The sequence below is a fragment of the Gordonia malaquae genome (assembly GCF_037148075.1).
Taxonomy (GTDB): Bacteria; Actinomycetota; Actinomycetes; order Mycobacteriales; family Mycobacteriaceae; genus Gordonia; species Gordonia malaquae.
In genome coordinates, this window is record NZ_JBBCUB010000005.1 from 25,563 (window position 1) to 49,385 (window position 23,823).

The window sequence follows — 23,823 nt, forward strand, 5'->3', positions numbered from 1 at the left end:
CGTCTACTGACGTCTAAGGGGCGATTCGGTGTCATCTGGTGACACCGAATCGCCCCTTAGCACGCTAGACGATCTCGCTGATGGAGGCGGGGTCGATCTCCTCGATGGTGCGAGGAGTGAACGACGGGTTGCGGTCCTTGTCCACCAGCACCGCGCGAACCCCTTCCGCGAAGTCGGGATGCGCCGTGATCCGCTCGGCGGTCGACAGCTCACGTTCGAGGCACTCCGCCAACGACGACGTCGTGCCGAGCTCGATGAGCTTCGCGGTGACGAACAGGCTGGTCGGTGACGCCGATCCGAGAAGCGTCAACATCTCGGTCGCCCACTCGTCGCCGACCGCACCTCGGAGGCCGCCGATGATCGCGTCGACACTCGTGTCACCGAAGTAGTCCGCGATCTTTGTCAGCGGAAGCGTGGGTTCAACGGGATCACGGTGATCCGCCAGCGCTGCGGCGAGGCCCTCGCCCGAGCGAATGGCGTCGGCCACGGCCCCGAGTTCGGCCGACGGGACATAGTGCGTCGCAAGCCCGACGGCGACGGCGTCCGCGCCTCGCAGACGTGCGCCGGTGAGGCCGAGCCACATGCCGACTCCACGCGGCAGTCGCGGCAGGAAGTAGGTGGAGCCCACGTCGGGGAAGAACCCGATCGCCGTCTCGGGCATCGCGATGAGCGCCTTCTCGGTGACGACGCGGATCTCACCGTGGACGCTGATGCCGAGCCCACCGCCCATCGCGGCGCCGTCGATCAGTGCGACGTACGGCTTCGGGTACTCGGCGATCATCTGATTGACGCGGTACTCGCTCGCGAAATACTTGGTGACGGCCGCGGCGTCGCCCGCGATCGCGTTGTCTCGGATCGCGCGGATGTCGCCGCCCGCGCAGAAGGCTCGCTCGCTTGCCGACGTGACGAGCACGGTCTCGACCGCGTCGTCGTCGGCCCAGCGTTCGAGGACGTCATGCAGGTCGTCGATCATCGTCTGATCGAGAGCGTTCAGGGCTTTCGGGCGGTCGAGGACGATCTCCCCGACACCGTTCGCGACGGTGGTGCGGATGTACGACATGACCGCCACGTTATCGCAGGCCCTCCCTCGATGGTTGGGCGTCCAAGTAAATCCCGGCGTGTTCTGCGCCACGCCCCCGACTTGGTCAGCCGACTAGCTCGGACAGTTCCAGCCAGCGTTCTTCGAGTTCGTCGACTTCGGCCTGTGCGGCGTGGAGTTCGGCGGTGAGGTCACCGAGCCCGGTGTAGTCGCTCTGGTCGTGAGCGGCCATCTTCTCGTGCAGTTTCGCGATCTGAGTGTTCAGCTTCTCCATCTTGCGTTCGACTGCGTTGAACTCCTTGCGCGCGGCCTGGTGCTCGGCGGCGCTCGTCGCCGGGGCCGTCGCGGTCGCGGCAGGCTTCGACGGAGCAGCCGGGCGAGAGTCCTCGGCTCGTCGTTCCAGATACTGGTCCACTCCACGTGGCAGGTTGGTCAGCTTGCCGTCGCCGAACAATGCCCACGTCGAGTCGCAGATCCGCTCGATGAGGTACCGGTCGTGACTGATGACGACGAGCGTTCCGGCCCACGAGTCGAGCAGGTCCTCAACTTGCTGCAGGGTGTCGATGTCGAGGTCGTTGGTCGGCTCGTCGAGCAGCAGCACGTTCGGCTCGCTCATCAGGACGGCCGTGAACTGGAGACGACGCCGCTCGCCTCCGGAGAGGTCGCCGACCGGCGTCCGCTGGCGGGCGGGCGAGAAGCCGAGACGTTCGCAGAGCTGGCTCGCCGAGATCTCCTTGTCGCCGAGCATGATGTGACCGGCGACGGCCTCGACCACCTCGATCAGCCGCAGCGACTCGTCGAGGTCGTCGAGTTCCTGCCGCAGCCAGCCGATCGAGACGGTCTTGCCTTCGATGCGTCGGCCGGGCGCGACCGGCACGTCGCCTGCGAGGGCTCGCAGAAGTGTGGTCTTGCCGGAGCCGTTGACTCCGACCAGGCCGATCCGCTCACCGGGCGCGAGACGCCAGGTGGTGTCGTCGAGCAGCACTCGTCCGGGTTCGCCGTCGGACGACGGCGTGGTCAGCCGCGCGTCTTCGAGTTCGATCGCGACCCTGCCGAGTCGGCGCTTAGCGAACGCCGACAGGGCGACACTGTCGCGGGGCGGAGGGACGTCGGAGATCAGCTTCTCGGCGGCCTCGATGCGGTACTTCGGCTTCGACGTGCGGGCAGGCGCTCCGCGGCGCAACCACGCCAGCTCCTTGCGCGCGAGGTTGCGACGACGCTCCTCCGCGGCATCGGCCTGCCGGTTCCGCTCGGCGCGCGCGAACACCCAGTCGTTGTAGCCGCCCTCGTACTCGTCGACCCGACCCGAGTGGACCTCCCAGGTCCGCGTGGCGATAGTGTCGAGGAACCAGCGGTCGTGAGTCACGACGAGCAGCGCGCTGCGTCGGTTGACGAGATGCTCGGCGAGCCAGTAGACGCCTTCGATGTCGAGATGGTTCGTCGGCTCGTCGAGGATCAGCAGATCTGCGTCGGTGACGAGCGCCGCCGCCAGCGCGGTGCGCCGCCGCTGTCCGCCCGACAGCTCGGTCACCTTGCGGTCGAGCAGCCCGTCGATGCCGATTCCGGTCAAGATGCCGCGGATCCGGGCGTCGGACGCCCATTCGTGCTCGGCCACACCGACGCCCACGACCACGTCGGAGACGGTGTGGTCCTCGGGCATCTCGCCTCGCTGGGTGACGGTCGCGACGACCGCTCCGCCGACCCGGGACACGCGGCCGGAATCCGGCTCGGTGATTCCGGCGAGAATCTCGAGCAGAGTCGTCTTGCCGCCGCCGTTGAGGCCGACGACGCCGATCCGCTCCCCCTCGTGCACACCGACGCTGACGTCGTCGAGCAGGGCACGGATGCCGAGACTCTTGCTGATCTTCTCGGCGGTGATCAGTGACGTGTTGGTGCCTGGATTGGCTGCCATCAGGGGCGGTCCTTCGTCTCGTCTGGCACCGTCGTGCGTCATCGATCGCCGACGGGACTCCGCTGGAGGGTCGGCCTTTACACGACCTGCGGATCAGACGTCCAGTGTATCGGGCGGGCGCACGCGTCCTCGGAGCGCCCGCCGCGGGACGACGCCGATTGCTGATCCGTCCCACGTACGGCGACCGATTCCGGTACTGCCATGAACTCGATCCGTCCAATTCCGACCGCACGACCGGCCACCGCTAGCGCGTAGCGTCCGACACCGCCGGCGAGCCGCCGATACCGGTGACGTCACCCGCGTGAATCCGTTCCGTCTCAATGAATCCTCCAGGTTCGACATATTTAGTTGAACTGATACATCAGTTCTATGATAGCTTGCTGGTTGTCAGAGGTACGAGAGTTGAGAGGAACTGAGTGCGATGCATGACACCACTTGCGAAGTCGCCATCATCGGAGCCGGAGCCGGCGGCATATGCGCAGGCATCAAACTTCAGGAGATGGGGATCAGCGACATCCTGCTGATCGAACGCAGCGACGGCATGGGTGGCACCTGGCGTGCCAACACGTACCCCAATGTTGGTGCAGACCTGCCGTTTCTCGCCTACCAGTTCTCGTTCGCACCCAAGCACGACTGGACGAACTTCTTCGCCAAGGGCGACGAGATCCAGGACTACCACGTCGGCCTCGCCGTCGACGCCGGCCTGGACAAGAAGACCGTCTTCGGCGTCGAGATCGTCCGGGAGCAGTGGGACGAGGCGGCGAACCGCTGGGTGCTGCACGCGGCCGACGGCCAGACGATCACCGCGCGGTTCGTGTTGAGCGCTGTCGGCGCCTACCTGAATCCGAAGGACAAGCCCGACATCCCCGGTCTCGGCGACTTCGCCGGGACCACGATGATCCCGGCCGCCTGGAATCATGACTACGACTTCGCCGACAAGCGGGTCGCCGTGATCGGCGTCGGATCGAGTTCGGTTCAGATCGCCCCGGCGATCGCCGAACAGGCGGCCCACCTCGACGTGTACCAACGCACTCCGCAGTGGTACTTCCCCAAACCCGACTTCCGCACACCGCGATGGATGAAGGCCGCCCTGCGCGTGCCGCGACTGTCCAGTGTGCTGCACGAGGCGATCCTCGCCCTGCTCGAGATCGGCCTCCGCACGGTGATCTACACTCCTGCCCCGCTGTTCCGAGTCGGAGCGACCGTCTTCGACCGCGTCGGCCTCGCGCTCTACGACCTCTGGCTGCGACTATGCGTGAAAGATCCGGAGGTCCGCGACAAGCTCCGACCCCGATACGGGCCCGGATGCACCCGGGGAACCCTCGGCGGCGGATATCTCTCCATCTTCAACCGACCCAACGTGTCGCTGCACACCACGTCGATCGATCACATAGAAGCCGACGCCGTCGTCACCGCCGACGGAGTGCGGCACCAGATCGACGCGCTGATCCTCGCCACGGGATACGAGATGTTCTCCGATCCAGAGTCGTATCGGGCGGGAGCGGTGATCGGTACGGACGGATTCGACCTCGGCGAGTACTACAACACCGTCGGGCTGCGCGCCTACCACAGCACCTCGGTCGCCGGGGTGCCCAATCGGTGGCTGCTCGTCGGCCCGTACTCGTGGACGGGCACCGCCTTCCACTACATCCTCGAGAACGCGGTACGCCATATCACCGCGGTACTCGACGAAGCGCGCACGCGCGGCGCGACTCGCGTGGAAGTGACACCGCATGCACAGCAGCGATTCCACACCGACATGGTCGAACGCGGCGCCAACCTCGCGCACTACTTCGGTGTCCACTGCGCCGGCTCGAACACGTACTTCGTCAATTCGCACGGCGAGGCGGTCTATGTCCGCCCGTGGACGATCTACCAGTCACGCAAGCGCAGCGTCTGCTTCGACCGCGACGACTACACGTTCGCCGACACCCGCGACGAGGTGACACAGTGATGCAGCCCTTCGCCCGCCTCCGCTTCGCGGCCACGGCGCCGGTGACCGCCGAGACGGCCCCGGACTTCCTTCAGACGGCGCCGTTCCGCACTCACGTCGACTACGACTTCCCCGACATCGAACCGTCCGACCTGTGGTCGGTGGTCTCGTCGGACCGCATGTGGTCGTGGCTCCCCACGGTGTGGGGGTGCCGTTACCCGGACCCCGACGCGGTGGAACCGGGGGTGATACGCGACTTCCAGATGTTCGCCCACCACTGGCTCATCTATGCTCAGCGGGAACAGATCCTGATCTGGGAGCCCGGCGAGCGCCTCGTCTACACTGCGACCGACGCCACCCTCCCGTTCTTCGGAACGTGGTGCGAGCAGTACCGGGTGGAGCCGATCCCCGGCGGCGGCTCTCGCCTGCGCTGGACGATGGGAGTCCGGGTGCGATTCCTCGGCTGGCTTCCACAGCGATGGCTCACGCCGATCATGCAACAGGTGTTCCGGTTCGGCCTCCGCGGCATTCGACGAGAGCACGGCACCGGCCTCGAAGGTGTCCGCTCCACCATGATCGGCGGCGTCGACCGCTGACCTGCATGCAGGCACAGCGCGACCGCCGATCACCCGCGGAGTGCCTCGATTCCGGTCGGCGATCCGTACAACAAGAAATCGGCGATGACAGCGGACGTGGTCGCAGCGTCCGCTGTCTCGCGATCGTCGACCACGATCGGCGCTATCGCACCCAGCACGCACGACGTCCACGCTTGGCCCGCGTATTCCATGTCCAACGTCGGCTCGACGATCCCGTCCTCGACACCGGCCGTCACGATCGCCTCGAAACGGGCAGACATCCGCCGAAACAGGTCGAGGTGGCCGTCCAGGGCGTCTTGGTCCACTCCGGGGACGTCGATGAGAATAAACCGCAACGAGTCGGTACTGCGTGCCACGAGGTCGAGGACTCCGCGTGTCGCGGTGGTCATCGTGTCCCGAAGCGACTCCTCGGTGAGCGGCCGCGGAAGGCCTGCCACCACGTCGTCGAGCAGTGTGAAGAAGTCCGCGAACTCACGCTCCACCAGGATTGTCAGCATCTGGCGGCGGTTCTCGAAGTAGTTGTAGAACGTCCCGTGGCTGACGCCTGCGCTTGCCGTGATCTCCTTGACGCCGGTCGTCGCGTAGCCGACGGCGACGAACTCTGACAACGCCGCGTCGAGCAGTTCGTCCGAGCGCGTGCGCATCGCCGTCATGTCCGCGGCTCCGGTCCTGCGGGCCGCTTGAGTAACCCTTGTCGCTCAATTCGGACGGCCGTGTCGAGATAGGACGCACGCCGTGCCGGCGTATCCCGGTCGCCTGTGAGAACAAGCAGCAGTCCCGGCGTGCCCATCGACGGAACGATCCTTGCGAGCACCGGTGCCTTGTCCTCGCCAATCGTCAGCCATCCGCGCTCGCTGACGTCGCCGATCAATCGTGTGATCGCGCCATCGATCGTGTTGTACAAACCTGTTACTCGATATCTGAACTCCCGATCAACAGCACTGACCTGAGCTGTCAGTATCTTCAGCAGCCGCGGATCATCGTCAACCAATCGGTACAGGCGGTCACCGACATCTCGAAAGATCCGACCTGCGACCGCCGGATCAGACCCTCGAACAGCGTCGTAGAGCTCGTCGACCGCAATCGCGCCCATCAGCCGATCGATGCACAGATCTACAACAAGATCCAGGAGCTCCCTTTTCCCCTCAACGTATCGGTAGAGGGTCCCCTGGCCCATTCCTGCACGTTTGGCGATGTCGCTGACCGACGCCTCGTCGTAGCCGAACTCGGAGAAGACTTCATACGCGGCCTCTGTGAGTTCGGCACGACGTCGCTCGCCCAGACCTACCGATTTTGGTCGGCCTCGGCGGGCGGGCCGACTATCGACGGGAGACCCCGATTCGTCTGATGACATCGCGCACCACTCTATCCCCTAGGTACGCTGCGTACCCCAGCAGACCAAGGATTCCCCAGACCCTCGTGCGGCGGTTGACGATGGCCACACCGATGGCAGTCTCAGCGGCACCGTTGATCTGCACCATTGTCTTGGTGTCCTTCGGAAACAACCAGCGCGAGATGAACACGAACACGGACGGAACGACGAAGTGCGCCACGCCAGACGCGGCGATGAGCACCCCTGCAGATCGCAGTCCTGCGTCCGCGACCTTCTTCCGCATTACTTTCCTCGTCGCCGCAGCGCCGGACCGTGTCATCGGTTCACCACCTCTTGTCGGCCGGTCTCCTCAGTCGGCGACTGACGCTCTGGCCCGTACTGGAAGGCGAAATCCCCCATATCGAGCCGCCTACTCGCACGCGTGGACTGGTACGCCGTGGTTGGCCGCAGGAAGCCGAAGTCACCGTGCTTGTCGATGTAGTAGGAGTTGGCGTCGACGCAGGCACGTCCGTGCATGAGCGTCTCCTTTCCACGTTCGGAGATGAAGTCGAAGAAGGCGTCGTTCGCCTCGTCGGTGACCGCCACCGAACTCGCACCGCGCGATCGGCATTCGGTGATCAGCCTGGTGGTGATGCGCATGGCGTTCTCGACCATCACGTGCCAACTGCTCCCACTCCACGCGAACGGGCCGAACACCATGAAGTGATTGGGCAGGTCTGGCATGCAGACGCCCTCGAACGCCTTCGACCGGCTGTTCTCGTAGAAGTCGGCGAGGTCGAAGCCGTTCCGCCCACGCACTGGACGCCGGCGATACGGTGCCGGACTCTGTGACATCTCGAACCCCGTGGCCAGCACGAGGACGTCGATCGGGCGTTCGACCCCCGACCTGGTCCGGATCCCCGTCGGCGTGATCCGCTCGATCGGGTCGGTGACCAGATCGACGTGTGGGCGGGTGAATGTCTTGTAGTAGACGTTCGACACACTCGGCCGCTTGCAGCCGAATCCGTACGTCGGAGTCAGTCGCTTACGCAGACTCCGGTCGCGGACCTGAGTGAACAGGAAGGCCCGGCAGGCCCAGTTCGGGATCAGTGTCAGCGGTGCGACCTGCTTGCCGTAGACGGTGATGCCGACCAAGCCGACCTCCACTGCCGCCGCGACCACGCCGCGGACAAGGCTCTGAAGGAACGGGGCGATCCGGAAGGCGGTTCGGATGAACTGCGGGATCGTGAAGTCCGGTTTCGCGAACACCCAGATTGCACGTCGTTGATAGACATCAAGATGCTCGACCCGATCGGCGAGGGCGGGTACGAGCTGTACCGACGTCGCACCGGTCCCGATCACCGCGGCACGTTTGCCGTCGAAGTCGTACTCGTGGTCCCACCGCTGGGTTTGGATCACATGACCCTCGAAGTCGTCGAGTCCCGGGATGTCGGGCAGCCGCGGTTCGACGAATGCACCGATCGCACTGACCACGAATCGCGCGGTGAGGGTTCGACCGTCGGCGAGTCCGACCTGCCAGAGCTGCTTCGACTCGTCCCACTCGCGCAGGATCACATCGTGGCGGAGACGAAGGTGGGCGGCCAACCGGTATTCGACCACCAAGTCGTCGATGTACTGCCTGACCTCGGCGCCCTTCGGAAACGTTCGAGTCCAGTCGGGGTTCTTCGCGAAGGAGAACTGATAGACGATGCCGGGGACGTCGACCGCCACATCAGGATAGGTGTTGGCGTACCACGTGCCGCCGACCCCGTCCGCACGGTCGAGGACGACGAAGTCGTCGATACCGGCCTGTGCGAGCGCGATCGCCATGCCGAGCCCACCGAAGCCCGCACCGATCACGATCACCTCGTGATCGGGTCGTGGACCTCGATCCGGCGCGGCGGTCCTCTTCTTCTTTCTCACCATCGGTGTCACTCCCTCACTCGTGTGTGATCTGTTGTTCGATGCGTCCGTCGTAGGCCGCACGCGCGACCCGATCGATCGGTTCGAGCGTCCGATCGGCGCCGACCGCCTTCCGGCCGAGGAGCCAGAGCGGTTCGGGGACGAAGGGATGCAGCCGCAGAAGCGGGACGGTGCCTGCGGGCGCACCGATCACGGCTGGTCGACGCCGGAGCGTGGCGACTGCTCGTCGCGCGACAAGATCTGGCGAGATGATCCCCAGTCGCTCCCACCAGCTGAATCGGATTCCGTCCACGAGTTCGGTCTTGACCGCCGACGGCATCACGACGCTGATGGTGACGCCGGTGCCGAGGAGTTCTTCGCGCGCGCTCCGCGCGAATCCGGTCGCCGCGTGCTTGGTCGCGACATATGTCGCGAGGCCCGGCGAGTGGATCCCGCCGGCCGCCGACGTCACGTTGATGAAGTGGCCGCGACCGCGGGCGATCATCCGCGGAGCCAAGGTTCGGTACGAGTTGTAGTGCGCCCAGAAGTTGACGCGCATCGCGGCCTCGGCGACACCGACCTCCTCGTCGATGAGGGCGCCGACCGGCATGATCCCGGCGTTGTTGACCAGTACGTCGATCGGTCCGATCGACGTCTCGATCTCGTCGATGAGCGCGGCGAACGCCGCCCGATCGCCCACGTCCACGCTCATCCCGACGGCGTCGCCGTCCACGATTCCCCGCGCCGCGACGTCGGCGGCCGCTCCGTCGAGGTCGACGATCACAACCCGCGCACCCTCGCGCGCCAGGCGTTGGGCGATCGCCAGACCGATTCCTCTGGCGCCCCCGGTCACCACCGCGACGGCCCCGTCCACGGTGAATGGCGTGAACTTCATGCCGACACCTCCGTGTTGTCGCGATCGACGCTGTCGACCGCGGCCGCCGATGACCGGTCGCTGCGCGTGATTCGGTACGCGGACATATCGACGTTGCGGCTCTGCCGGCGTGCGCCGAACAGACTGGTCGGCCTGATGTACGGCATGTCACCGGCCGAGTTGACGTAGTACGTCCGGAGCCCGGCGTTCACCGTCGTGAAGTAGTAGTCGATGTTCTCGTCGTTGCGCCGGATCATCCGGTGGTAGTCGTCGTGCGCCTCTGCCGTCACCTCGACCGACTGGCCACCCTGCGCCTCGGTCGCGGCGATCACGTTCACCGCGTGGGTCGACGAGATCTCGACCAGCTCGTGCCAGCCGGTGCCGATCCAGGAGTAGGGCCCGACGAGCATCCACCGGTTCGGGAGCTTCGGGACGGCCACCGACTGGTACGCCTGCAGGCGTTCGGTGTTGTAGAAGACCCCCAGGTCGAAGCCGTCGCGTCCAACGACGGCTCCTTCGACGTAACTTTCGGGATCAGAGAACAGGTGATAGCCGGTGGCCATCACGAGGGCGTCGTACTCACGGAGCGTGCCGTCGGCCGTCACGACTCCGTTGGCCACGATCTTGTCGATGGGCGTGTCGATCAGGCCGACGTTCGATCTGTTGAACGCCTGTAGGAACCGATTCGACAGCGTCGGCCTCTTGCCGAGCAGGCCGTAGTCAGGCATGAGTGCGGTTCGGGCCGCGTCGCTGTGGACCGTGGCCCGTAGGTAGCGTCGGTACACCGCGCGGGCCACCCGATCGAAGATCGGCGCCCCGAATCTGAAGATCGGGCGCGGCGTCTGGTACACGATCCGCAGACCGATCTCGACGACGATGTTGGCGATCGCGCTCAGCAGAGGGCCGACGCCGGGAAGCGCCATCCCGGTTCGCAGGAACCAGTTCATCGCGAAGTCCGGCTTCGGGAGTGCCCACACCGGTGTCCGCTGGTACACGTCCAGGTGATCGACCAACGGTGCGATCGCCGGCGTGATCTGCACGGAGCTGGCGCCGGTGCCGATCACGCCGACGCGCTTGCCGTCCAACGAGTAGTCGTGGTCCCACGCATTCGGGCGGAGGACGTGACCGGCGAAGTCGCTGTAGCCGGGGATCCCCGGATCGTCCTTGGCGCGCAGGTAGGCGCCGATCGCCGAGATGACGTACTTCGCGTGGACGGTCTCGCCGGTGTCCAGGTGCAGGACCCACGTCTGCGCGGCGTCGTCCCATTCCTCCCGCACCACCCTGCGTCCCCACCGGGCGTGGGCGTTCAGGCCGAACCGTTGTGCGACATCGCAGTGGTAGCGGTGCACTTCGGGCCCAGTAGGGAACATCCGGGTCCAGTCCGGGTTCCGGGCGAAGGAGTATTGGTAGGTGAATCCGGGAACGTCGACGCCGAGTCCCGGGTAGTGATTGTCCCGCCAGCTCCCGCCGAAGTCGTCGCCTTGGTCGATGATGACGAAGTCATCGATCCCGCGCTTCTTCAACAGGACCGACGCGCAGATGCCTCCTGGGCCCGCACCGATGACGGCGACGAGGTGGCGATTCGGTGTTGCCATGGCTCTTCCATTCGATTGATCCGACTCGTGGGAAAACGTGTTCAACGTACTGAGACTGACATATCAGTTCTATTAATTCAAGAGCCCCGTCGATGACGTGCGACAGCGGGCCTGGTCGCCTACTTCGGACCGGGGACGACCACTCCCTGATCCACCTGAATCTTCGGGTCGGGAGCAAAGCTCGACACCAACCACTGACCGTCAATGCGCACGACGACCACCCGCAGGATCACCGCCGACGTGGTGCGCTCAGGCTGCTGCACGGTCGTCGCGGCCTGCTTGGCGGTGACCACGAAGTTCCACGGCTGACCGTCACCGGGCAGTGCTTCCACATCACCGTCGAAATGCGTGTACGCGATCTCCCCGGTCGACTGCATCTTGAGTTGCTGGATCAATTCGAGGGTGAGCGTCCCGGCACCTTGCACAGAAAGGTCGAACGTCTTTCCGAACGATGAGGTCGTCCCCTCCGCGAGCCCCTTCACGTATTCACGAGCGCGTGTGGAGTCGATCGTCAACGACTTCTTCGCGTAGGCGTTCGCCGCGCCAGCGGCCGCGGTCAGATCGTCCCGTCCGGACTGCGCCGAAGCACGAGTGTCGGCCAACTCCTGCGCCGTCGACATCCGGTTCCAGGTGACGGCGGCCAGTGCGACAAGCAGGATGGCCGCCAGGGCACTCACACCGATCGACACGCGTCGCCATCGGCGGACCTCCGCGCGCGCCTGCGCCGCTTCCTCGCGGAGTCGGGACTTCTTCGACCGCCTTTTGTCCGGGACGGGCACGCTCTCGGTCGCCACTTTGTCTTCGATCGCCGCCACCTGTACATCTTCAACCATCACGACGCCTTCCTCATCACTCATCGGACTGTCACTTCCACGCGCATCGGGCCACCCGGCGGAAACGCACGACCCCAAAGTTCGGTGAACGCATTTGCGTCGACTCGAATCCCTCGGAGTTGTCCGGTCACCGGCAAGAGCGCTGCCGCGATATCGCCAAACTCCGGCACCAGCACCGACAGCCTCGTCAGCAGTCCGTCCATGAACGGACCGATCTGACCGTTCCACGCATCTGTCCTCGCACTCATGGCGCCAAAAACTCCGAGTTTGGACAACACCGAGTTCAAAGCCGGTCCAAGTCGTTCAAGAGTCCCACCCAGGGGGGCCAATCGGGCCGGACCGTCGATTGCCATGATTCGACTGTCGAACTCCTGCCCCAGACGGAACATGCTGCCGAGGATCGGCGTCTTGTCACGCACAGTCGCCCGCATCAGCTCAACCGTCGATGCGGCGTCTGCCAACACCGACTCGTCGGCCGTGACTGCTTTGAGCATCACACCCAGCCGAATGACCACGTCAGGGTCGATGAGCTCGGCCAGTCGGTCCACCTTTGACAACACTGAACCGATCGTCGGCGTGTCGTCGACCTGCGACGCCGGGACCACAGCGCCGTCGGACAGGTATGGCCCGATAGACCTGTCCGGCCGGAAGTCCAGGTACTGCTCGCCTGCGGCGGACAAGTTCTGAACGATCGCGCGGCTCGCCGCAGGAACCCGGTACCGCTCATTGATGCGAAGCTTCACCGCGACCCCCGTCGTGCCGGTAGAAATCGAGTCGACGTCGCCGATCTCCATACCGTGCATAGCGACCGACGAGGTCGCCATCAGCCCTGACGTCTGGTTCATCGTCACGGTCACCGAGTAGGTTCGTTCTCGCGGATCAAGGCCCAGGACCCCGACCGCTATGTACGACGCTGCGACGAGTAGCACCCCGATCAACACACCACAGCCCAGCAAACCCTTTCCCGTGTTCACTCACACCACCCCGATTCCGCGCAGCACATCGGTAAGCGCGGTCGCGCGCCCTTGGAGGTCGGTGGTCCGGGTGAAGTCGATCTCGCCTCCACCAGAGAGGAAAGGGACGATCCGCCGCGTGATCAGGTCACGTACGGCTACGGCGTTCACACCGAAGGACCGGTCCGAATTCGCGATCTCCATGAGCCACGGGTCGACGGTCGACAGCATCGCTTTCACATCGGAATAGGTCGGTTCGGCGAGCAGTGCGGTGCCAGGCTTCGTCAGGATGCGCAGGTCAGAGATCAGACCGACAAGTGACAGGAACATCTCCTGCATCTTCCCGAACCGCCGGGGTCCAACTGTGAACGCCTTCTCGATCGTCTCACGCTTGTCCGCGAGAGTTTGAACGATGCCAGAGCCGCGAACAATCACCTGATCGAGTCGGTCGGCGTTCTGACCGACCTCGATCAGCTGTTTCGCCGCGTTCTTGGTGAGGGCCGACAGTTCACCCTTGTCTGACGGCAGTGCGGCGTTCACATCGGCGAGAGTCATCTGCATCCGGCCGAGCAGGCCCCCGTTCAGAAACTGCGACAGGCTGAGCATCACCGTCTCGACATTGTCCGGCGGTGACGTCTGGTCGAGCGGTATTCGGCCTCCGTCCGCAAGCGCCGTCTCGGCCGCCGGGTCACCCTGGGTAGTGAGTGCGATGTACAGATCTCCGAGCAGAGTCTCCTGACGCAGCTCGGCCCGTGTACTCGTCGACAGTCGGACGTTCCGGTCGATGTCGACGTCCGCTACAGCCAGGTCACCGCGCAGGGTCACGTCGGCGAGCGTCCCCGACCGCACGCCGTCGACCAGAACGCGGGCACCCGAAGGAATATTGAGGACATTGCTGAACTCGATGGAGATCCGGTAGGAGGACGAGCGGTCCGCTCCGCCGGTGATGGCTCCGCACCCGACAGTCGTCAGCATCGCCGCTATCAGCGTAGTCGTCGTGATCCATCGAAATGCCCTCATGCCGCCCCCAGAATCATTGAGATAAGACCTTCGCCGGCTCGGGCCTTCGACACGCAGTCCGGCCTCTTGCTGAGGACCGCGCACACCCCCGGCGCCGCATCGCGCGGAAGCGAGACGACCGGCGGCGTCCACCGCACACGCAATGCCCCTGTCTCCGCGTCGAACAGCGAATCCGTCGCCGTGGCGAGTCCCGGCAACTGGGCCACGGCTTGCGCGAGTCGAGTCGCGAACGGGGCCAGGAGCCGGACCCACGGCGTGGCCAGGTCTAGAAGCGACAGAACTCTGTCGCCGTACCTGTCCAGGTTTCGACCCAGGACCGGGACGAAACGAACCGCGGAGGCGAGGGCACCGGCGAACTCCTCTGAGAAGCCAGTCAGCGCTCTGCCTGAGTCGTCGATCGTCGCAATGACCCGTGCCAGATCGGGCCAACGACTGCTCGCCTCGGCCATCAAGGTCTCGCTGTTGTCGAGCAGGCGTCGGATCTGAGCGTCGGTTTGCTGCGGGTCCCCCTGAGCAGCCACCATTCTCTGCAAGATGCGGACCACCTCGTTCTCAGTTCCGCCGAAGTTTCGATCCACGCCCTTCATCACCTGAGCGAGGTCGTCCGTACGTCCCAAGCTCGGCAGGCTCGCGTCGGGCCCGAGCACATCCGTGAGCAGTCGGTCCGCGGCAGCGAACCCTTCGCTGACTCCCCTGGGTGTTTTTGTTCGACCGACCGGGATGCACTGACCACCGTCGAACAGCGGACCAGACCGATAGGGAGCCGAGAACTCCACTCGACGGTCCGCAACGATCGAGCTGTCGATGACAACTGCTCCGACATCGGCAGGCAGCTCCAGATCACGTTCAACGGCCATCCTTACCCGAACACCCCCGTCGCGCGGCTCGATCGACTCGACCCGCCCGACTGACAGGCCTATCAGCGCCACTTGGTTACCCACATAAAGACCGACTGAGTCGGTGAAGTCGGCGCACATGTGTCGCGTCACGAGTTGTTTGCTCACCGGCTTCCACAACACGACGACTGCAACTGCAGCGATAATCGCTCCGACCAAGCAGATCCCGACGTATGCAAGAACGTGTCGCCTACGCCGAACCGACGCCACGTCCACCTCGTTGACAGTTGTCATCTCAGCAACCCCGTTCCGCGGTGGGCACGCACAGGTTTATCCCTGTGACAACGGCTTCACCCTGGTCGATGTGCACGCCGCCTCCACTGACGAGACGATCGACCGTGGCGAGCGCTCCCTCCACGCTCGCCACGCTGGCCTCCACCCTCGCAACGCTCGGCTCCACCCGGTGAAGGATGGCTTCGAGATCGTTGACGACCGGCTCTATCGCTTGTGAGTACGCGACAATCGGCCTCTCCAGAAAGAGGAACAATCGCTTCAGCAGATTGAACACTCGTCGAACTTGCGCGTGCCGCACTCCGAGTTCAGTACCGATCCGGCCAAGGCTCGCTACAAGTGTGAATAGGATCTCGCGATCGCCCGCTGTCGCACGGACGTACTCGTCGGACACTGCCAGAGCGTTGTGCAGCCGATCCGATCGAGCAGCCAGCTTGGTGGTCAGGTCGTCGGTGGTGTCCAAGAGATCGCGACCGAGCATCGGCTGAGCATCCATCCCCTCGCGGATGCTCACGATCATCTCCCGCAGCTTCTTGCCTTGTATCGCCGCGGCCTTCGGGGTCGCGTGTTCGAGCACGGTCGAAAGGTCGTAGGTTCCGGTGACTCGCTCCGACGGAATCACTGCGCCGCCGAGCGGGCGGTCCCCTTTCGGAGCTATCTGTAAGAATCTCCCGCCAACCGGGGTCAACAACTTCACTGCGATCGATGTCTCAGATCCGAGCGCGACATCTCGCTTCACACTGAATCCAACTCGGACGTGGTCTCCGTCGATGTCGAGTGAGTCCACCCTGCCTACGGTGATGCCGGCGACCCTGACCTGATCGCCGCTCCGAACTCCGGACGAATTGACGAACCATGCCGTGTACTGGCGGTAGCCGACAGGTCGGAGATACAAGTAGCCGAGTACCAACGACATGATCGACACGACGGCTACGGCAGCGAGTCCGAGCCCGATCTGATTGCGCCGCGCCTCAGCGTCGTCTCTGGGACGACCGAGCCCGATGATGTCGCGGACGAATTCTGCTGCAGTCCGATCCTTCATCGGCACACCACCACATCTCGACCACCGATCAACACGCGGGTGATCACCGGTAGGTCCAACCGACCGTTCCGGCAGCTGAACGTTGCCGAGGCCGCCTGTGCATCGGTTCCTGCGATCGAGGACAGCAGGCCTGGAATCGATGCGAGCGCGTCGAGTGTCTGAGGCGTGAACGGCACTACACGTCGAAAAAAGGCGTCGAGCGGGCCGAAGTTGTCGTCATAGCTTCCCTGCATAGTCTCGAGCAGATCGACGAATGGAACGAGGACTCGATCGCCGTACGAAAGCGACTCCTTGACGACCTCGACGTTTGTGGTGAACCTGCTGATCGACGCATTGAGTTGTTCAACCAGCTTTCCGACGTCGCCGGATCGCCCGCCGATCTGGTCGGCCAGACGGTTCAGATTGTCGACCATCGCGATGATCACCACATCTCGCCGGTTGACTGTGCTCAGGATCGATTTGACGGCATTCGCTGCGGGCGCGAGCCCTCGACCGTCTCCTTGAAGGAGCAGTCCGATGTTCTCGGCGAATGTGTTCAGAATCTTCGGATCCACGTCGTTGATCAGCGGCAGAACGTTGTTGAACAGATCGGTGACATCGAAGGAGGGCACTGTCCGAGTGGCGGGGATCGTGTGCGCCGAGTCCTGAGGACCGCCCGGCCTCGGCCGACGGATCACCTCAAGGTAATGCTGGCCCAGGAGGTTCTGGTAGCGCACGGCGATCACGGAGTTGTCATCAAGGCGATGCTCACGCACGACAGTGAACACGACACGGGCCGCCGCGCCGTCCAAATCGATTGACTCGATCTTTCCGACCGCGACACCGGCGAGTCGTACCGCGTCGCCGTCGAACAAGCCGGACACGTCGGTGAACATCGCGGTGTAGCGGTCTTTGTCTCCGGGAACCGGCTCCACCATTACCCTCACCACCACGAACATCGCGGCGCCGACGAGCATGACAAACGCCATCACGAGCAACGTCGCCCTTCGTGCTGACTTCATCGTCGTCCCCCTCGTGGTGTCGTTGACAAGAGTGGTGTGGCGATCTGCGGCGCCTTTTCCAACAACACGTCCACCAGCAATCGCACCTTTGAGTCGTCCTGAACGACGAACGCGTCGCCGGTCGCTCGAATCAACGATGTGAGCTTTGCGTAGGCCTGAGGGATGGTGCCGAGCGACATGACAACTGGAACACCGAGATCCAGGCCAAGATTGATCAGAGCGAGCAACGGTTTCTGGTTCCGTCCCAGAATGTTCCCAAGCGGCACCACGAGACGCTTGCTCAGCCCGTCGACTGCATCTCGAACGTCACGCAGACCGTTCGGCTGATCGAGGTACTCGGTGTGGTCTAGGGCTCCGTCGACCACTCGTAAGGCAGGCAACACCGCCGGACCGATCGCGTCGAGCTTGGCCGTTAGATCCGACATCGCCTCAGTTATCGTCATCCGCTGGTCCGCCATGATCTGCCGGAGCAACGGCATCACATCGCCTATCGCGTGGATTCCAGGAGCCGAGTATCGCAGCAGTGTGTCCACGGCTCTGTACACTTCGGGGTCACCGAGTGTCGCGGTAAGTCGACCGGCCCGGCCGAGCACACTCGTCAGAGTGCCCAACGACGTACTGCCGCCGTCCACCCTGATCTCCTGGCCGTCGTAAACCGGCCGAGGGTCGTGTCCGGTCGGGACCAGTTCGACGCCGGTCCCCGCGAACATGTTCGGCGCGAAGTATGCCGGGACCACATCCACGGTGACACCTCCGAACTGTCCGGGATCAATCGCGAGGTCGACTCGTTGTCCGCCGTCGCTCTCCACGTCAATCGAATCGACAGTCCCGATCCGATAGCCGCGATACTTGACGTCGGCTCCGACGGCCAACCCGTCACCCACTCGGTCGGTGACCAATGTCAGGTGGGATTTGTCGGCGAAACCATCGGTCGACGAGACTCCGAGCAGCACTCCGACCGCGATGAGGACCACCGTCATCCCCAGTCCGATCATTCGTAGGGCGGGCACGCTAGGCTCGCGGCCGGCCGGATCAATCCACAGTGGCATCGAATCACCCCGAGACCCGGACGCTGGAGTCGAAGCCCCAGAGCAGAATGGTCAGAATCATGTCAAGCGCCACAACCACGATCAAGCTCGCTCGGATCGCACGCCCAGCCGCAATACCTACACCTTCCGGACCGCCCATCGCGTAATAGCCCTGATAGCTGTGAATAAGCACGATAGCGATCGCAAAAACGACGACCTTGATGATCGAGTATGCGACATCGGCCGGCTGAACGAACGATTCGAAATAGTGGCCGTACGTGCCCCCGGATTGCTGATGCAGCACCGAGACGAGTACCTCACATGCGATGTATGCAGCCATCAATGTCATCAAGTAGAGAGGAATGATCGTCAGGACGCCCGCGACGACACGGGAGGAGACGACAAACGGAATCGGCCGGATCGCCGACGCCTCGAGCGCGTCGATCTCCTCCGACATTCGCATGGCTCCCACCTCGGCGGTGATCCTACAGCCGACCTGAGCCGCAAAGCCTACAGCGGCGATCAGGGGCCCGAGTTCACGCGTGGTCGCATAACCAGACACGAAACCCGTCAACGGCCCCATGTTCACCATGTCGAGCAACGCGAACCCCTGAATACCGACGGTGCCTCCGACTGCCATTCCGAGGAATAGCAGAACACCCAGCATTCCACCCCCGACTATCACCGATCCATTACCGAACGTGATTGCACCGATGTGCACGAGGACTTGTTTGCGATACCTCGTCAGAGCACTCGGGAGCGACCGGAAGACCTGAAGCACGAAATACGCCTGATGGCCGATGAGTGCAAGTCCGTTGAGGGGCACATCAGTCACGGTTCGGGACACGCGGGCCACCGCGCCGAGGCCCGGCGGCGAGTATCGGGACGCCATCACAACACCCTCGGGGGAAAGAACATCGTGGTTACCTGAGTGATCGCGAGATTCAGGGCGAACGAGGCGACAACGCCGATCACCACGCTCGCATTGACTGAGTCGGCCACCGCTTTTGCACCATGACCTGTCTCCAAGCCCCGTTGGCAGGCGACGATCGCGACCACGAAGGCGAACACCACTGACTTGGCGACTGCGATCGCGATGTCGGTGAAGGAAGCAAACGACGCGAACGACGTCAGAAACGAGCCGGGCGCGACACCTTGCATTGTCACGGCGACGAGATATCCGGTCGACAAGCCCATGACGATCGTGAGGAAACAGATGAGCGGCGCAACGACCAGCATCGCGGCGACCCGGGGAGCAACGAGTCGGCGCACTGGGTCGATGCCCATCGTCCGAAGAGCGTCGAGCTCTTCCCTCATCACTCTGGCACCGAGGTCCGACGCCACCGCGGCACCAGCGGCACCACCGAGAAGCAGCGCTGCAACCATAGGCGACCCCTGCTGAATAACGCCCAGACCACCCGCTGCACCCGACACCGACGTCGCCCCGACCTGCTGAGTGAGGCTGCCCACCTGAATCGATACGATCACGCCGAACGGGATTGATACGAGGATCGTCGGTGTGGCGGTGACTGTGATGATGAACCAGGTCAACGACGCGAAGTCACGCCACGGAAATCGTCCGCGAACGGCATCTGCGACGCCTGACACTCCGACCGCGACAGCGAGTTGAACGCTGCGACCAAACGTCGCGAGCGAATCGACCACCGTCTTCTGGACGTACTCGTCGGCCCGATCGAACAATCGGACTCCGAGCGAGGTCACGCAGCGACACTTCTCGATCGGTCCAGCACGTCGGCGATGTGCGCCGACATGCGGTTAATCGCCACCTTCCCTTCGGGAATGACATCCGCCGCTGCTTGAAAGACGTGTACCTGACCCGGATAGATCTCGAGGCGGGCGTCGCCGCCTGCTGCCGCAGAGTATGCGACGAGTGCTTTCGCATCGGGCAGGAGGATCTCGTCGGATCCGACCTGGATCAGCAACGGCGGCAGGGCTGCGAGTTCTGTCGAGGTGAGCCCGATGAGGTCCCGCAGTTTGACACAAGCGTCCGGTCCGTCCTCGGCACGCTGAATCGACTCCCACATAGCAGTCAAGGCCCCCGGCGGGAACAAGGCATCGCGGTCGCGGTCGGCGCTGGTCAGTTTGGTCGCCGGGTCGAGGTCGACGATTGGCGACATCGCTCCGATACCGCCTACGAGACCAAGTCCCGACCGACGCGCTTCGAGCGCCACATTGAACGCCAGGTATCCGCCGGCCGAATCACCGACGACAACGATCCGGTCGATCGGGACACCGCTGGCGAGAAGCGCTCGGAGCCCATCCATGCAGTCACTGATCGATGTACTGACCGAAGCGCCGTCGGACAACTGCCGATAGGCGACGGCCAACGCCGAGACGCCGGTGTTGCGCACGATCCGGGACACGAGCCTCCGGTGACTCTTGACGCCGCCAACCAGGAAGGCGCCGCCATGGAGGTACAGGATCGCGGACTCTTCCCGCGCTCCGGCATCCGGAGTCGTCCGCTCAGCGACACAGTGCGGAAGGTCGACGCGTGTACGACGGACGCCGCTCACTGGGCGCAGCAGTGCCGCCAAGAGCTCGAGTAGAGAGTACGGCCACGGCACGAATGGAGCCCTCGCCCACAGCCCGATCACAGGACGCACAAAAATCCGTGCGGCCGCGGCGGCAAGTCGCGCGCCCGCACTCCGCCCCGGGTACGTCCACACTGTCGGATCGCCCTTCGCCGGCCCACTGCTCATCTCTTCTCCCCTTCACGAAATCTTCGTCAATTAGTAGACTGACACACCATTCGACTAATTGTCCAGGCTTTCGCGCGACTCGTCGATCGCACCCGGCATGGCGCTCAGGACTGAGTGCGTCTCCATTCCTCGATCGAGGTACCCATTGGAGTTGCCGGGCCTGCAAGGCCAAGAGCTTCGCGGGCTATGTCCGACCACGGCCCAGTCGCGTTCAACCGTCCGAGCAGCGCCACCGTGGCCAGTTCGTTCCGCCGCCCGAACCCATGACCTTCCACCATTGACTGGCGACCCATGTTTCCGATGTGACCACCCGCCGGCGACAGCGCAGCGGTCGCCGCCCGCCTCGCGACCGTCGCAGTGATCGTCCGGTGCCCGTCCACCACATGCCAACCGACCGCCGCCAACACATAGTCGACCAACTGTTGCTGAGTGAGGGCTTGCGGATCCGTGATGAACCCTGACTCGACGATCGCGCGATGCATCTCGTCGAAATCCCCATCAAGGATCGCAGCCAACACCGACCTCTCGACGTCGAGTTCGCTCGCGGACAACTCCACCGTCAAACCGAAGTCTAGGAACGCTACTCGCCCATCGGGCACCACGATCATGTTGCCAGGATGGGGATCGGCGGAGAATCTACCGCTCGCGAACATCTCCGCGCAGTAGAAGCGATACACCGCCTCTCCGATCCGATCTCGCGAGGCTCGATCCAGCGAACATGCTTCATCGAACGTCATCCCGTCGACGAACTCGGTCACCAACACACCGTTCGTACACAATTCCGACACAGCGTCGGGCACCCAGAATGCGGGGTGACCCGCGAACCGCGCCGCGAACTCGCGCTGCGAAGCACATTCTGCGTGGAAGTCGAGTTCGGTCAGAATCTGTCGCCGAACCTCGTCGACAAGCTTCTCGACATTGTCGGCGGGAACGTACTTTGCGAGCATCCGGCTGAACAACGCGAGATTCTTGAAGTCCGCCCTGACCATCATGTCGACGTCCGGATACTTCACCTTGACCGCGACGTCGCGTCCGTCGCGCAGCCTACCTCGGTAGACCTGCCCGATCGAGGCCGCCGCGATCGGACCGGAGATGTCAACGATGTCGGCGCGACGGCTGCCGAGAGAGTCAGACAAGACTCGCATCATAGTCCGCTCATTCCACGGAGGCGTGGCCGCGAACAGTGGCTCAAGGCGCCGGGCGAACTCCTCGCGCACACCACGCGAGGTGATCCCGACATCGATTACCGCCATCACCTGGCCTAGTTTGTGTGCGGCACCGCGCATCCCTCCCACGACCGAAACGATGTCGTCCGCAAGATTCAGGGCAGCGCGGTCCCGCGCTGAATCGATCTCTTCACCCGTACGGAACCTCGCAGCCGCCGCGCCGGCGGCCACTCGCACGGCATGGCGGGCAGCCACGCCCCCCAACTGCCCGCCTCGTCGAATGCGCGCACCACGCCCGTTAGATCCTGCAACCACGACTCTCACCCCTTGAGCCACCGCATGCTCTGACCATTGATCAATGGAGATCACACGCAATTGTCGAGTTCAAGATAGCCTTTCGCACCGGCGTCGACGCCACTGATCGAAAAGCTAGCCGCCACCACCCTCGGACCCACTCCGTGAAGCACAGCCGCACGATCCACATACAACACCGCGTACGGACGGCGAGAACGAACCCTCGAGAATCCGCCGAGTGTCTCGCTGCGACGCATCTCGATCGATACGACGTCACGCACCGCACCTGCAATGAACCGCCGTGTCGGCGTGCAGACCGACACGACTGAAGGCGATCGCTGTGCGAGATCGATACGAGGGCCCGCAATCCTAGACGGACAATTCAGATCAAACTCGTCCGCGATGGCGAAACCGTGCATGACCCCGAGCAGACTCCGACCCAACGCAGTCCGCCGACCTGTTGGCCACGGTCCGATCTCGCGCACGCCCCCCTGTCGGACCAGCTGGTCTGCGCAATACGCAGACACCACGCACGACACCGTGCGCAGTCGACCACGATGCGCTACAAAACGCTGGTCGCATACCAACGTCGCACCGCAGTCCTCGATCGATGCAACCGTGCGCGAACTCCTCGACGCCGCATCGATCGACGAGCCCGCCACCATTTGATCCATTCGCCGCACGAGAGTTGCCGCTCGAACCTGCCCGGGCAGATCGATGCGATACGTCGACTCCAAACCTTCAACTACCGCGTCACTCTGCCGAACCTGTGTCACCTGTCTACTCCCCCGCAGTACCGCGAATATTGATGACATGATACATCAGTTCCATTAATGTCGACTGGGTCCGTCAGCACTCCGGTGCCGACCGGAAAGCCGACAGCCAGCCGGCAGCACACACATACGGATAGGACGCTCATGACTACATCGACCATCGTGATCATCGTCGGCACCGCCGTCGCCGCCGCACTGATCAGCGTGCTGGCGCTCGCGGCACTGTCCGCGGGAGAGAATGGCCCGCGTCGTTTTGCCTTGTCAGCACCAGTCGACACCGGACGTTTCATCGACAGAGATGCTGCATGGGCGGCAACCGTCGAGTTTGAAGTCCGGCGGTCCGTAGATGTCGTCTGGCAGCAGCTGCTGGACGGACCGATCGTGGCTCTCGGACCGGCGATCAATGGACCCACAGTCGTCGGCGTCACACGGACATACCACGGGATCGTCGCCGCGACCGCGGACGTGGTCGACCAATCGAACCGATCCTCGGTCACAACCGTCGGATCAGCAATCTCGATTCCGGTCGTCGTGAAATCGTTCGCGGAACGTTTCACCGTCGCGCCTGTCAACGAGTCCTCGAGCAGAGTGACGTACACGCTGGCCGTTCAGCCGCGATTCATCGGATTTCTGCCTCTCCGATGGACCGCAGTGTTCGCCCGACCGGTGATCAAGTTCGTCATGAAGATGGCCTTCTGACCGG

The 23,823-nt window shown here is 63.9% G+C and carries 22 protein-coding genes; 3 read left to right on the top strand and 19 right to left on the bottom strand.

The window, feature by feature from the left end:
- Window positions 1-64 precede the first annotated feature (64 nt).
- Together WFK36_RS17010 and WFK36_RS17015 are read right to left on the bottom strand one after the other, a co-directional pair.
- A complete protein-coding gene (locus WFK36_RS17010; protein WP_336793113.1) occupies window positions 65-1,060 on the bottom strand; it encodes an enoyl-CoA hydratase/isomerase family protein in 996 nt (331 codons plus the stop codon).
- Between the two features lie 85 nt (window positions 1,061-1,145).
- On the bottom strand, window positions 1,146-2,951 hold the full coding sequence (locus tag WFK36_RS17015) for an ABC-F family ATP-binding cassette domain-containing protein (RefSeq protein ID WP_336793114.1): 1,806 nt from the start codon (window positions 2,949-2,951) through the stop codon (window positions 1,146-1,148).
- Window positions 2,952-3,372: 421 nt separating this feature from the next.
- Between WFK36_RS17015 and WFK36_RS17020 the strand changes: the two genes are divergently transcribed.
- Together WFK36_RS17020 and WFK36_RS17025 are read left to right on the top strand one after the other, a co-directional pair.
- A complete protein-coding gene (locus WFK36_RS17020) occupies window positions 3,373-4,905 on the top strand; it encodes a flavin-containing monooxygenase (protein ID WP_336793115.1) in 1,533 nt (510 codons plus the stop codon).
- The gene (locus tag WFK36_RS17025; RefSeq protein WP_336793479.1) at window positions 4,905-5,480 is read left to right on the top strand and encodes an SRPBCC family protein; all 576 of its coding nucleotides are present in this window, start codon (window positions 4,905-4,907) and stop codon (window positions 5,478-5,480) included. The genes WFK36_RS17020 and WFK36_RS17025 overlap by 1 nt, the downstream gene beginning before the upstream one ends.
- Before the next feature lie 29 nt (window positions 5,481-5,509).
- On the opposite strand, the gene WFK36_RS17030 is transcribed toward WFK36_RS17025, so the two are convergent.
- The 17 genes from WFK36_RS17030 to WFK36_RS17110 all read right to left on the bottom strand — a co-directional run bounded on the left by WFK36_RS17030 (window position 5,510) and on the right by WFK36_RS17110 (window position 22,173).
- Window positions 5,510-6,133, bottom strand: coding sequence for a TetR/AcrR family transcriptional regulator (locus tag WFK36_RS17030; protein WP_336793116.1), 624 nt, complete (start codon window positions 6,131-6,133; stop codon window positions 5,510-5,512).
- Window positions 6,130-6,834 (bottom strand): TetR/AcrR family transcriptional regulator, encoded by a 705-nt coding sequence (locus WFK36_RS17035; protein ID WP_336793117.1) that lies wholly within the window; start codon window positions 6,832-6,834, stop codon window positions 6,130-6,132. Before WFK36_RS17035 ends, WFK36_RS17030 begins: the two co-directional genes overlap by 4 nt.
- On the bottom strand, window positions 6,800-7,096 hold the full coding sequence (locus WFK36_RS17040) for a hypothetical protein (protein ID WP_336793118.1): 297 nt from the start codon (window positions 7,094-7,096) through the stop codon (window positions 6,800-6,802). The genes WFK36_RS17035 and WFK36_RS17040 overlap by 35 nt, the downstream gene beginning before the upstream one ends.
- Window positions 7,097-7,128: 32 nt before the next feature.
- Window positions 7,129-8,718 (bottom strand): flavin-containing monooxygenase, encoded by a 1,590-nt coding sequence (locus WFK36_RS17045; protein WP_336793120.1) that lies wholly within the window; start codon window positions 8,716-8,718, stop codon window positions 7,129-7,131.
- 13 nt (window positions 8,719-8,731) lie between these two features.
- Complete coding sequence (locus WFK36_RS17050; RefSeq protein ID WP_336793121.1) at window positions 8,732-9,589, bottom strand: SDR family NAD(P)-dependent oxidoreductase; 858 nt, start codon at window positions 9,587-9,589, stop codon at window positions 8,732-8,734.
- A complete protein-coding gene (locus WFK36_RS17055; protein WP_336793123.1) occupies window positions 9,586-11,163 on the bottom strand; it encodes a flavin-containing monooxygenase in 1,578 nt (525 codons plus the stop codon). Before WFK36_RS17055 ends, WFK36_RS17050 begins: the two co-directional genes overlap by 4 nt.
- 119 nt (window positions 11,164-11,282) lie before the next feature.
- Complete coding sequence (locus WFK36_RS17060; RefSeq protein ID WP_336793124.1) at window positions 11,283-11,996, bottom strand: hypothetical protein; 714 nt, start codon at window positions 11,994-11,996, stop codon at window positions 11,283-11,285.
- 20 nt (window positions 11,997-12,016) lie between these two features.
- Window positions 12,017-12,853: an MlaD family protein gene (locus tag WFK36_RS17065; RefSeq protein ID WP_336793125.1), complete on the bottom strand. Its 837-nt coding sequence runs from the start codon at window positions 12,851-12,853 to the stop codon at window positions 12,017-12,019.
- A gap of 117 nt (window positions 12,854-12,970) precedes the next feature.
- A complete protein-coding gene (locus tag WFK36_RS17070) occupies window positions 12,971-13,924 on the bottom strand; it encodes an MlaD family protein (RefSeq protein WP_336793127.1) in 954 nt (317 codons plus the stop codon).
- 41 nt (window positions 13,925-13,965) lie between these two features.
- Window positions 13,966-15,099 carry an MlaD family protein gene (locus WFK36_RS17075; protein WP_336793129.1) on the bottom strand — a complete coding sequence of 378 codons (1,134 nt, stop codon included), beginning with the start codon at window positions 15,097-15,099 and terminating at the stop codon, window positions 13,966-13,968.
- 1 nt (window position 15,100) lies between these two features.
- Complete coding sequence (locus WFK36_RS17080) at window positions 15,101-16,138, bottom strand: MlaD family protein (RefSeq protein ID WP_336793130.1); 1,038 nt, start codon at window positions 16,136-16,138, stop codon at window positions 15,101-15,103.
- On the bottom strand, window positions 16,135-17,139 hold the full coding sequence (locus WFK36_RS17085; protein ID WP_336793131.1) for an MCE family protein: 1,005 nt from the start codon (window positions 17,137-17,139) through the stop codon (window positions 16,135-16,137). Before WFK36_RS17085 ends, WFK36_RS17080 begins: the two co-directional genes overlap by 4 nt.
- Window positions 17,136-18,134, bottom strand: coding sequence for an MlaD family protein (locus WFK36_RS17090; RefSeq protein WP_336793132.1), 999 nt, complete (start codon window positions 18,132-18,134; stop codon window positions 17,136-17,138). Before WFK36_RS17090 ends, WFK36_RS17085 begins: the two co-directional genes overlap by 4 nt.
- A 58-nt stretch (window positions 18,135-18,192) precedes the next feature.
- The gene (locus WFK36_RS17095) at window positions 18,193-19,059 is read right to left on the bottom strand and encodes an MlaE family ABC transporter permease (protein ID WP_336793133.1); all 867 of its coding nucleotides are present in this window, start codon (window positions 19,057-19,059) and stop codon (window positions 18,193-18,195) included.
- Complete coding sequence (locus WFK36_RS17100; RefSeq protein WP_336793134.1) at window positions 19,059-19,889, bottom strand: MlaE family ABC transporter permease; 831 nt, start codon at window positions 19,887-19,889, stop codon at window positions 19,059-19,061. The genes WFK36_RS17095 and WFK36_RS17100 overlap by 1 nt, the downstream gene beginning before the upstream one ends.
- Window positions 19,886-20,887, bottom strand: coding sequence for an alpha/beta hydrolase fold domain-containing protein (locus tag WFK36_RS17105; RefSeq protein ID WP_336793136.1), 1,002 nt, complete (start codon window positions 20,885-20,887; stop codon window positions 19,886-19,888). Before WFK36_RS17105 ends, WFK36_RS17100 begins: the two co-directional genes overlap by 4 nt.
- A gap of 104 nt (window positions 20,888-20,991) precedes the next feature.
- On the bottom strand, window positions 20,992-22,173 hold the full coding sequence (locus WFK36_RS17110) for an ABC1 kinase family protein (RefSeq protein WP_473828764.1): 1,182 nt from the start codon (window positions 22,171-22,173) through the stop codon (window positions 20,992-20,994).
- 1,091 nt (window positions 22,174-23,264) lie between these two features.
- On the opposite strand from WFK36_RS17110, the gene WFK36_RS17115 reads away from it, so the two are divergent.
- Window positions 23,265-23,819, top strand: coding sequence for an SRPBCC family protein (locus tag WFK36_RS17115; protein ID WP_336793138.1), 555 nt, complete (start codon window positions 23,265-23,267; stop codon window positions 23,817-23,819).
- Window positions 23,820-23,823 lie beyond the last annotated feature (4 nt).

What these genes read in the sequence shown, in the direction of transcription:
- WFK36_RS17010 (WP_336793113.1), bottom strand. Translation starts at nt 1,060, where the DNA reads ATGTCGTACATCCGCACCACCGTCGCGAACGGTGTCGGGGAGATCGTC.
- WFK36_RS17015 (WP_336793114.1), bottom strand. Translation starts at nt 2,951, where the DNA reads ATGGCAGCCAATCCAGGCACCAACACGTCACTGATCACCGCCGAGAAG.
- WFK36_RS17020 (WP_336793115.1), top strand. Translation starts at nt 3,373, where the DNA reads ATGCATGACACCACTTGCGAAGTCGCCATCATCGGAGCCGGAGCCGGC.
- WFK36_RS17025 (WP_336793479.1), top strand. Translation starts at nt 4,905, where the DNA reads ATGCAGCCCTTCGCCCGCCTCCGCTTCGCGGCCACGGCGCCGGTGACC.
- WFK36_RS17030 (WP_336793116.1), bottom strand. Translation starts at nt 6,133, where the DNA reads ATGACGGCGATGCGCACGCGCTCGGACGAACTGCTCGACGCGGCGTTG.
- WFK36_RS17035 (WP_336793117.1), bottom strand. Translation starts at nt 6,834, where the DNA reads ATGTCATCAGACGAATCGGGGTCTCCCGTCGATAGTCGGCCCGCCCGC.
- WFK36_RS17040 (WP_336793118.1), bottom strand. Translation starts at nt 7,096, where the DNA reads ATGCGGAAGAAGGTCGCGGACGCAGGACTGCGATCTGCAGGGGTGCTC.
- WFK36_RS17045 (WP_336793120.1), bottom strand. Translation starts at nt 8,718, where the DNA reads ATGGTGAGAAAGAAGAAGAGGACCGCCGCGCCGGATCGAGGTCCACGA.
- WFK36_RS17050 (WP_336793121.1), bottom strand. Translation starts at nt 9,589, where the DNA reads ATGAAGTTCACGCCATTCACCGTGGACGGGGCCGTCGCGGTGGTGACC.
- WFK36_RS17055 (WP_336793123.1), bottom strand. Translation starts at nt 11,163, where the DNA reads ATGGCAACACCGAATCGCCACCTCGTCGCCGTCATCGGTGCGGGCCCA.
- WFK36_RS17060 (WP_336793124.1), bottom strand. Translation starts at nt 11,996, where the DNA reads ATGGTTGAAGATGTACAGGTGGCGGCGATCGAAGACAAAGTGGCGACC.
- WFK36_RS17070 (WP_336793127.1), bottom strand. Translation starts at nt 13,924, where the DNA reads ATGCTGACGACTGTCGGGTGCGGAGCCATCACCGGCGGAGCGGACCGC.
- WFK36_RS17075 (WP_336793129.1), bottom strand. Translation starts at nt 15,099, where the DNA reads ATGACAACTGTCAACGAGGTGGACGTGGCGTCGGTTCGGCGTAGGCGA.
- WFK36_RS17080 (WP_336793130.1), bottom strand. Translation starts at nt 16,138, where the DNA reads ATGAAGGATCGGACTGCAGCAGAATTCGTCCGCGACATCATCGGGCTC.
- WFK36_RS17085 (WP_336793131.1), bottom strand. Translation starts at nt 17,139, where the DNA reads ATGAAGTCAGCACGAAGGGCGACGTTGCTCGTGATGGCGTTTGTCATG.
- WFK36_RS17090 (WP_336793132.1), bottom strand. Translation starts at nt 18,134, where the DNA reads ATGATCGGACTGGGGATGACGGTGGTCCTCATCGCGGTCGGAGTGCTG.
- WFK36_RS17095 (WP_336793133.1), bottom strand. Translation starts at nt 19,059, where the DNA reads ATGGCGTCCCGATACTCGCCGCCGGGCCTCGGCGCGGTGGCCCGCGTG.
- WFK36_RS17105 (WP_336793136.1), bottom strand. Translation starts at nt 20,887, where the DNA reads ATGAGCAGTGGGCCGGCGAAGGGCGATCCGACAGTGTGGACGTACCCG.
- WFK36_RS17110 (WP_473828764.1), bottom strand. Translation starts at nt 22,173, where the DNA reads ATGCGCGGTGCCGCACACAAACTAGGCCAGGTGATGGCGGTAATCGAT.
- WFK36_RS17115 (WP_336793138.1), top strand. Translation starts at nt 23,265, where the DNA reads ATGACTACATCGACCATCGTGATCATCGTCGGCACCGCCGTCGCCGCC.